This window comes from Candidatus Poribacteria bacterium (assembly GCA_021162805.1).
In the GTDB taxonomy this organism is placed as follows: Bacteria; Poribacteria; WGA-4E; order B28-G17; family B28-G17; genus JAGGXZ01.
Genome location: JAGGXZ010000135.1, coordinates 1 through 8,487, shown reverse-complemented (window position 1 = coordinate 8,487; position 8,487 = coordinate 1). Strand labels below are relative to the sequence as shown.

7 protein-coding genes are annotated in these 8,487 nt (G+C 54.4%); 2 read left to right on the top strand and 5 right to left on the bottom strand.

Annotated features, from left to right (window positions below):
• Positions 1–240: 240 nt before the first annotated feature.
• Together carA and carB are read left to right on the top strand one after the other, a co-directional pair.
• Positions 241–1,365 (top strand): glutamine-hydrolyzing carbamoyl-phosphate synthase small subunit, encoded by a 1,125-nt coding sequence (carA, locus tag J7M22_10160; protein ID MCD6506973.1) that lies wholly within the window; start codon positions 241–243, stop codon positions 1,363–1,365.
• Positions 1,366–1,368: 3 nt separating this feature from the next.
• Positions 1,369–4,599: a carbamoyl-phosphate synthase large subunit gene (carB, locus tag J7M22_10155; GenBank protein ID MCD6506972.1), complete on the top strand. Its 3,231-nt coding sequence runs from the start codon at positions 1,369–1,371 to the stop codon at positions 4,597–4,599.
• A gap of 91 nt (positions 4,600–4,690) precedes the next feature.
• Here the strand turns inward: carB and J7M22_10150 are convergent, their stop codons facing one another.
• The 5 genes from J7M22_10150 to J7M22_10130 all read right to left on the bottom strand — a co-directional run.
• On the bottom strand, positions 4,691–5,446 hold the full coding sequence (locus tag J7M22_10150; protein MCD6506971.1) for a LamG domain-containing protein: 756 nt from the start codon (positions 5,444–5,446) through the stop codon (positions 4,691–4,693).
• Between the two features lie 327 nt (positions 5,447–5,773).
• Positions 5,774–6,355, bottom strand: a complete 582-nt coding sequence (locus tag J7M22_10145; protein ID MCD6506970.1) for a CDP-alcohol phosphatidyltransferase family protein — start codon at positions 6,353–6,355, stop codon at positions 5,774–5,776.
• A 234-nt stretch (positions 6,356–6,589) separates the two neighbouring features.
• Positions 6,590–7,063, bottom strand: coding sequence for a hypothetical protein (locus J7M22_10140; protein MCD6506969.1), 474 nt, complete (start codon positions 7,061–7,063; stop codon positions 6,590–6,592).
• A 15-nt stretch (positions 7,064–7,078) separates the two neighbouring features.
• The gene (locus J7M22_10135) at positions 7,079–7,945 is read right to left on the bottom strand and encodes an Ig-like domain-containing protein (protein ID MCD6506968.1); all 867 of its coding nucleotides are present in this window, start codon (positions 7,943–7,945) and stop codon (positions 7,079–7,081) included.
• 112 nt (positions 7,946–8,057) lie between these two features.
• A partial coding sequence (locus J7M22_10130) for a hypothetical protein (protein ID MCD6506967.1) occupies positions 8,058–8,487 on the bottom strand: 430 nt, incomplete at its 5' end.

The window sequence follows — 8,487 nt, the reverse complement described above, 5'->3', positions numbered from 1 at the left end:
GTAGTATCTATGGCCAATTGTCCGCCGTCCACAGCTCAACCGTCATTAGAACGTTTAACGTTCCAACGTTCAACGTTTTAACGTTTTCCCAATCGGCTTCGCCGTCATTAATGACTACAAATGACGATAAATGACGACAAATGACAATAAATGACCTATAAGCGGCGGGCGGTAGTTTTAAAAATCTCCGCTACACTCAGCGATAATATGAACGAACCCATAATATTAGGGGGCGTTGAGATGAAGGCGATGTTGGCTTTGGAGGACGGTACGGTTTTCAAGGGTGAGAGCTTCGGCGCTCAAGGCGAAAAAACCGGAGAGGTGGTCTTCAATACCAGCATGACCGGATATCAGGAGATACTGACCGATCCATCCTATAAGGGACAGATAGTGGCCATGACCTACCCGCTTATCGGAAATTACGGATGCAACGGGCTGGACTTGGAATCGGATGGACCTAAGGTCGAGGGGTTCGTCGTGAGGGAGTACTCCGAACGGCCCAGCAACTGGCGTTCTCAGGAGAGCCTGGCAAGTTTCCTGGAGAGACACGGGATCGTCGGAATTCAGGGCGTTGACACCCGCGCTCTGACCAGGAAGCTGAGGATATATGGTGTGATGAGAGGGGTGATATCGACCGAGGACCTCGATCCGGACAGCCTCGTCGAAAAGGCGCGCTCGGCGCCGCCCATGGAGGGCTCGGATCTCGTGAGGTTCGTCACCTGCCACAAACCATATGAATGGGAAGGTAATGGAACGGTGAACCCTGTCCCAGGACGCCGGGAGGAGAGGGAGGAGCCAGGAAGGTTCAGAGTGGTCGCCGTGGACTGCGGCATCAAGCACAACATCCTTAGGCTCCTTAGCGACCACGGTTGCCGGATAACGGTCGTGCCTGCCACAACGAGCGCCGAGGAGATCCTAAGCTACGAGCCGGATGGGATATTCCTCTCAAACGGCCCCGGAGACCCGGCTGCGCTGCCGTATGTCGTCCAGACCGTGAGGGAGTTAATAGAGAGCGGCAAACCGATCTTCGGTATCTGCCTGGGACATCAGATATTGGGCTTAGCGTTCGGCGGTAGGACCTTCAAGCTGAAGTTCGGCCATCGGGGGGCAAATCAGCCGGTCAAAGACCTCTCCACGGGCAGGGTCGAGATAACCTCCCAAAATCACGGCTTCTGCGTGGATATAGACTCCATAAAGGATGAGGATGTGGAGGTAACCCACATCAACCTGAACGACATGACGCTTGAGGGGATGAGACACCGCAAACTCCCCATCTTTTCAGTCCAGTATCATCCGGAAGCCTCGCCGGGGCCTCACGATGCCAGGTATCTCTTCAGGCGTTTCACCGAGCTTATGGAAGGGTGAGCTATGCCGAAAAGGTCCGATATACGGAAGATTCTGATAATAGGCTCCGGTCCGATCATAATCGGCCAGGCGTGTGAGTTCGACTATTCCGGAACCCAGGCGTGCAAAGCTCTGCGCGAGGAGGGGTATGAGGTCGTCCTGGTCAACAGCAACCCGGCGACGATCATGACCGACCCCTCAGTTGCCGATAGAACCTACATCGAGCCGATAGCCCCCGAGGTGGTGGAGAAGATAATCGAAAGGGAGAGACCGGATGCACTTCTGCCGACCCTCGGCGGTCAGACCGCCCTTAACGTGTCGGTCGCTTTGGCCGAGGGCGGGGTGCTCGATAGATACGATGTGGAACTCATAGGCGCTAAGCTCCACGCCATAAAGAAGGCGGAGGACAGAGAGCTGTTTAAAAGATCGATGGAACGAATTGGACTGCGAGTGCCCAAAAGCGGTATAGCCCACTCCATCGATGAGGCTGTCCAGATCGTCCACGAGATCGGTTTTCCCGTCATCATCCGACCTGCCTTCACCCTGGGCGGAACGGGCGGCGGGATCGCATACAATATCGAGGAGTTCCGCCAGATCGTCACAAGGGGATTAGATCTCAGCCCCATAAGCGAGGTTCTGATCGAGGAGTCGGTCATAGGGTGGAAGGAGTATGAGCTGGAGGTGATGCGAGACGGCGCGGATAACGTCGTGATAATCTGCTCGATAGAGAACTTCGATCCGATGGGGGTTCACACCGGCGACAGCATCACGGTCGCACCGGCACAGACGCTAACCGATAAGGAGTATCAGGTGATGCGTGACGCAGCGATCGATGTCATCAGGGAGATAGGCGTCGATACGGGCGGTTCGAACATCCAGTTCGCCGTTAACCCTGAAACGGGCGAGCTGATGATCATCGAGATGAACCCTCGCGTCTCACGCAGCTCCGCCCTCGCCTCCAAAGCGACCGGCTTTCCGATAGCCAAAATAGCCGCCAAGCTGGCCATCGGATATACCCTTGACGAGATACCCAACGACATAACCAAGAAAACCCCGGCCTCCTTTGAGCCGACGATAGATTACGTCGTGGTCAAGATCCCCAGGTGGGCCTTCGAGAAATTCCCCGGCTCCGATCCGACCCTCACCTCGCAGATGAAATCGGTCGGCGAGGTCATGGCGATAGGCAGGACCTTCAAGGAGGCGCTACAAAAGGGGCTCAGATCGCTTGAGATGGGATGGAAGGGATTGGAGGACCGGTTTGACGAGGAGATCTCACATGACGATCTTGAAAGGATGCTCCGGATTCCAAACCCGATGCGGATCTTTTACATCAAACTTGCCCTGAAACGCAGGTTCTCCGAGAGGGAGATATCGAGGCTTACGGGTATAGATCCCTTCTTCATCCACAACATCCGTCAGATCGTCAGGATGGAGGAGGAGCTAAGGGGGATCGATCCTGAGGGGATGGATCGGGATGAGCTGAGGGAGAGGATCTTTCAGGCCAAGAGATATGGTTTTTCGGACGCTCAACTGGGCTGGCTCTGGGGAATGGGCGAGGAAGAGGTTAGAACGTTGAGGAAAAGCCTGGGCATCGAGGCGACGTTTAAGACGGTCGATACCTGTGCGGCCGAGTTCGAGGCGGAAACCCCCTATTACTACTCGACATATGAGGTCGAGGACGAGGTGAGACCCTCCGGTAAGCCGAAGATCATGATCCTCGGAGGTGGACCGAACAGGATTGGACAGGGGATAGAGTTCGACTACTGCTGTGTACATGCGGCCTTCGCCCTGCGGGAGGAGGGGTATGAGGTGATAATGGTCAACAGCAACCCCGAGACGGTCAGCACCGATTACGACACATCCGACAGGCTCTACTTCGAACCTCTCACGCTGGAGGACGTGCTCAACATCGCCGACAGGGAGAAACCCGATGGTGTGATCGTCCAGTTCGGCGGACAAACCCCGCTTAATCTGGCCATACCGCTCAAAAAGGCGGGCGTCAAGATCATAGGTACCGATCCGGAGGACATCGACAGGGCGGAGGACAGGGAGAGGTTCAGAGGTTTCCTGGAGAGGATCGGCCTCAAACAGCCCAAAAGCGGAACGGCGACATCGATCGAGGAGGCCAAGGGGATCGCTCAGGAGATAGGATACCCCGTCATGGTTCGTCCCTCATACGTCCTGGGCGGCAGGGCCATGGAGATCGTCTACAACGAGACGTCGCTTGAGCGATACATGCGAGAGGCGGTCGAGGCGTCGCCCGAGCATCCCGTTTTGATAGATAAATATCTGGAGGACGCCATAGAGGTGGATGTGGACGCGATATCGGACGGCGAGATAACGGTGGTGGGCGGAATAATGGAGCATATCGAGGAGGCCGGGATACATTCCGGCGACAGCGCCTGCGTCCTTCCGCCATACACCCTCACGGAGGAATTGGTCGAGGAGCTTAAGCGGTGCACATATGCCCTGGCGAAGGAACTGAACGTCAAGGGATTGATGAACGTGCAGTATGCCATCAAGAACGATGAGATATATGTTCTTGAGGTCAATCCACGCGCCTCCAGGACGATCCCGTTTGTGAGCAAAGCGATAGGGGTGCCTCTCGCCAAATTGGCCGCCAAGATCATGGTCGGCAGGAAGCTTTCGGATCTGGGATTCACGAGGGAGATCGAACCTCCCTATTTCTCCGTCAAGGTTCCCGTCTTCCCCTTCGACAAACTCCCCGGATCGGATCCTCTTCTGGGTCCTGAGATGCGATCGACAGGCGAGGTCATGGGGATAGATCCGGAGTTCGGCGTGGCCTTCGCGAAGGCTCAGATGGCGACCGGAAAACCCCTACCGACGAGGGGCACTGCTTTCATCAGCGTCAAGAACAAGGATAAGCGTTCCGTGATATTCATCGCAAAGGTCCTGCATGACCTGGGATTTAAGATCATAGCCACGCATGGCACGGCTAAGGTGCTTTTGAGACACGGTATGGATGTCACCCTGCTCTACAGGATCGGGCAGGGCAGGCCGACGATATATGACTACATCAAGAACAACGCTGTGGATATCATCATAAACACCCCGACGGGGCGGGATAGGCGTCCCAATGAGGTTTTGATAAGGAAGTTGGCCCTAAGCCACCGCATCCCGCTTGTCTCGACCATCTCCGGCGCCCAGGCCGCTGCCAGCGGTATAGAGGCGCTGATCCGCAAGGGCATGTCAGTTAGATCCATCCAAGAATACTATGCCGAAAGAATCGACTGATACTTCTCTGTAAGGGTTTTAGGGGAGGAAAGGAGATGTGTCCGAGCGGATATCTCCCCGCTCGGACACACAAGGGGGAGTTTCTACCTCCTCAGTGGGACTTTAGATCTCCCCAGGTGGTGGCGAGCTTACCGGAGGGATTTACGGCCATAAGGCCGGTGAAGCCGTTCATCAGCTCCTGGATCTCGTTCTTGCTCAACGCTTTATTCGCGATCCACAGGTCATCCATAGCACCCTGATAGAAGGAGGAACCGCTGGTACGACGGAACCCTATGTCCAGGCTCGGTTCTTTCTCCACGTTGATCTTCCCCCCACCGGCTATCGGTCCGCCCTGATCCTCCTCGCCGTTGATGTAGATAGTGGCCTTTGAACCATCCCATACGGCAGCGACGTGGGTCCATTTTTTCGTGGGTATCACCGTCTGGCCGATGAAGTCCTTGACGTGGTATGTCGTCCAGACGAGAGTTGTGTCGTGGAATCCGAATTTCCATCCTGCTGAGCCGTCCATCTCCACGATATTTCTCCATCCGCCTAGCGTTTCAGGGTTAACCCATGCGCCCACCGACATCGGATCGGTCAGCTTCTTCAGCGGGTCCGCGTTCGGAACGGTTATATGAGTTTTACCGTCAAAGTAGAACGCGCCGCCGTATTTGCCGTCCACCCATTTCACGCTTCCAACGACCTCCCCGTTGTTGCCGTATCCGGACAGATCGGAGACTTTCTTTCCCGAACCCTCATCGAAGGTCATCAGGAAAACGATGTAATCGGGGAGCTTGGCTTCCGCCCAGAGCGATAGGACGATCACCAAAAACAGAGCCGTTAAAAGCAAGCAGATATACCTTCTCATGCTCTCTACCTCCCATTTGAGATTCTGAGCTACTAGCATTATATACCTCAATCAAAAGCCTGTCAAGCCCTCAATGTTCGGACTGTTACACGTCCGCAGTCAGCAGACCGCTGCTTATAGGTCATTTATTGTCATTTGTCGTCATTTGTAGTCATTAATGACGGCGAAGCCGATTGGGAAAACGTTAAAACGTTGAACGTTGGAACGTTAAACGTTCTAATGACGGTTGAGCTGTGGACGGTGGACAATTGGTCATAGATACTACGCTCAAGGAAAATAAGAGCGAATCTCTTATACCGAGATTCGGAAGGATTGAGATGACGGCGATTATGCCCCTTTAACATGCCGCCTGAGAAGGATCAAGTTGTAGGTCATCCTCGAGATGACGGCGTAGAGAACCGTCCCGGCCACGAGCCAGATCGCCATATCGGTTCGCCTCAGGAATCCCCCCCCGACCAGTAGGATGATCCTGACAAATCTAAGCGAGAACTTCTCCTGCAGCTTCACCTCCCCTTTGGTTAAGCCCTCGACGGCCGAGTTGATATAGGTGGCCAGTGGGATGCCCACCATGGAGATGATAGAGGGTATAGGATGTGCGATACCGCCGAGAAGCATGCCAAGGATGAAGATCAGATCTGAATACTTATCTATGATCTTATCGACGAACGATCCAAAGGCTGAAGACTCTCCTCTTGCTCTGGCGACACATCCATCTAGGAGATCGAAGAATCCGTTGGTCAGTATCAATATCGCCCCTGTGACCGGTTTTCTCTCCCAGAATGCGGCACCTGCCCCCAATGCTGCCAGGAGAGAGAGCGCAGAGACGAAATTCGCTGAGATATAAGGTGCTATTTTCACCGCCAGCGGATTTATGATCTTCCTCTCCACAACCCTTAGCTTCTCGGTCATTTCCTGTGCCCTCCCATGTATATAAACGCCTCAATCGCCGCTATCAACATCAATATAAACGAAATAAGGTATCTTCCCTTCAGGATGAGATAGAGCGCAACTCCCAATAGGATCAAGGCTGTGAGGGATATGAAACTCAGACCGAACCTGAACTGCCTGAACATGAATCACCGAATAGAAAAACGGCGCATATAACCCTTCCAGGCCATATGCGCCTTCGATGGGATACGGCTTTTAGCTGCGCCTCCTCTTCAGAGCTTTCCTGAGCTTTTCCCTTCTATCCTCTTCGTCCTTGTCCTTCTTCTTCTCGCTCTCCTTCGATTTAACCCTTTTCCTTACCTTTTCCGCTCTGTGGGAGTTCAACTCCGGTTTCGCAGGCGCTCGGGATCTCACCTCCCGATCGGATCGGGATATCCTTTCCCTCAGCTCATCCGTCTGAGGACGATATCCGGGGCGATCCGATTGTGGGTACTCCCATCTCTTCCCATCGTAATATCTGAACATCTCCCATGAGGCATCATACCGGCCATCCAGGGGCAGGGGAGGTGCTGAAAGGTCATAGCCATAGCCGTATCCGTAATAATCGGACGGAGGTGGGTAATAATACTCTTTATCGATATCGGGGGCGCGTTTTAAAGTGCATCCCATCCATGATATCAGAGATAGGATGACCGCCGCCATCACGATGCGGCGGCCGACGGCAAACATCGAAATCACCTCTTTTTATTTCCCCTCCCACCAGGGGATAAATAACCTCTGGCCTACATATATCTTATCCCTATCGAAATCATAATCGTCCTGATTTCCCTCGACGATCCAGGGCCACCGCTTGGCGTTATCATATGTGTCCGGCCTTGCAGCTATTTTGGGCAGCGTGTCACCCTTACGAACAATATACCAGTGAACCCGTTTTGGGGTCTTGATCGAGAAACTGAAGGTGTAATCCGAGGCTACGTTGCCGGCCTTATCTTTAACGCCGCTGACGGAGACGGTATATTTCCTGGCCGAGATGAGCGGCTTAGCTGCGTTGAAGATGATGGAGTTACCCTCGTAGGAGACCGTTCCCTCGATATCACCCTCGTGCTTGGCGAGGGCATCCTCCAGGGAGACCATGTGAACCTTAATCGTTCCCTCGGAGGCGATCGGCTCGTTATAGGTAACCGTTATCTTGGTAACGCCGGTATCCACGGCATCCTTGGGATCGATGAGAGCTCCATCTGCCGGATCGGTCGAGCTAACCTTCGGCGGAGTGGCATCGGTGTAGGTGAAACCCCCTGACAGAGTTCCGGAGAGCTGATTCGGGTTTGTCACTACGACATCGGCCGCGCCGACCTTGCCCGGAGGTGTGATGGCGGTTATCTCGGTCTTGGAGGCCACGGTAACGTTCCTGGCAGGGTTGCCACCTATGGTGACGGTCGCTCCCTCCTTGAAGTTCGTTCCCGTTATCTTTATCGTCGTGCCTCCGGTCTCGGGTCCTTTGTTCGGGGAGACGCTCTCGACGGTAGGCGGCTTTTTACAGCCGGCACAGCCCATCATCACTGCCAGGGCGGCGATCAAAGCGAGCATTATTAGGTATCTTACTTTGCCCATACCTTCACCCCTTGAGCGAAGATTTTCCCAAACATCCACAGCTGTTCCTTGGGATCTTGATATTAGTATACTAGCTACCGGAGCGGTTGTCAATAACTGAATTCGGCTCCGCCTAAGGGGATAGGCAAACTCTGAGGGAACCTCGCATCCCTCTGGCTTTCGCTTCGATAAGCGCCTCCACCGGCCCGCTATAAGGAACATAGCGGCGAGTCTCGTAATCGTAAGCTTTAGGAACCTTTCCGGCCGGAAGAAAAAGGGCATATCTCCCATCTCCCAGCGAGCTGAATTGTGGCTTGAGACCGTAAAGCGGCACCAGCTCCGCCCGTACATCCGCCCTCTCGACCGGCTCTCCATTGAGGCCCTTGAGTAGAATGACCAAGTCGAGTCCCTTTCCGGGCTCCCACGAAGAACGCTCAACCTTGACGCCTATCTGCCCCGAAAGGAGCTTCAAAAGGGCCATAGCCTTGGAAAACCTTCCCTCCTGCAGGTGTCCCATTGCCCTTCGTCGAAGTGCTCTCATGACGGGCGTGAGGAAGCCCTCC

Excerpts from the sequence above, each read along its gene's own strand:
- J7M22_10140 (MCD6506969.1), bottom strand. The coding sequence starts at position 7,063 with ATGTTTGCCGTCGGCCGCCGCATCGTGATGGCGGCGGTCATCCTATCT.
- carA (MCD6506973.1), top strand. The coding sequence starts at position 241 with ATGAAGGCGATGTTGGCTTTGGAGGACGGTACGGTTTTCAAGGGTGAG.
- carB (MCD6506972.1), top strand. The coding sequence starts at position 1,369 with ATGCCGAAAAGGTCCGATATACGGAAGATTCTGATAATAGGCTCCGGT.
- J7M22_10145 (MCD6506970.1), bottom strand. The coding sequence starts at position 6,355 with ATGACCGAGAAGCTAAGGGTTGTGGAGAGGAAGATCATAAATCCGCTG.
- J7M22_10135 (MCD6506968.1), bottom strand. The coding sequence starts at position 7,945 with ATGGGCAAAGTAAGATACCTAATAATGCTCGCTTTGATCGCCGCCCTG.
- J7M22_10150 (MCD6506971.1), bottom strand. The coding sequence starts at position 5,446 with ATGAGAAGGTATATCTGCTTGCTTTTAACGGCTCTGTTTTTGGTGATC.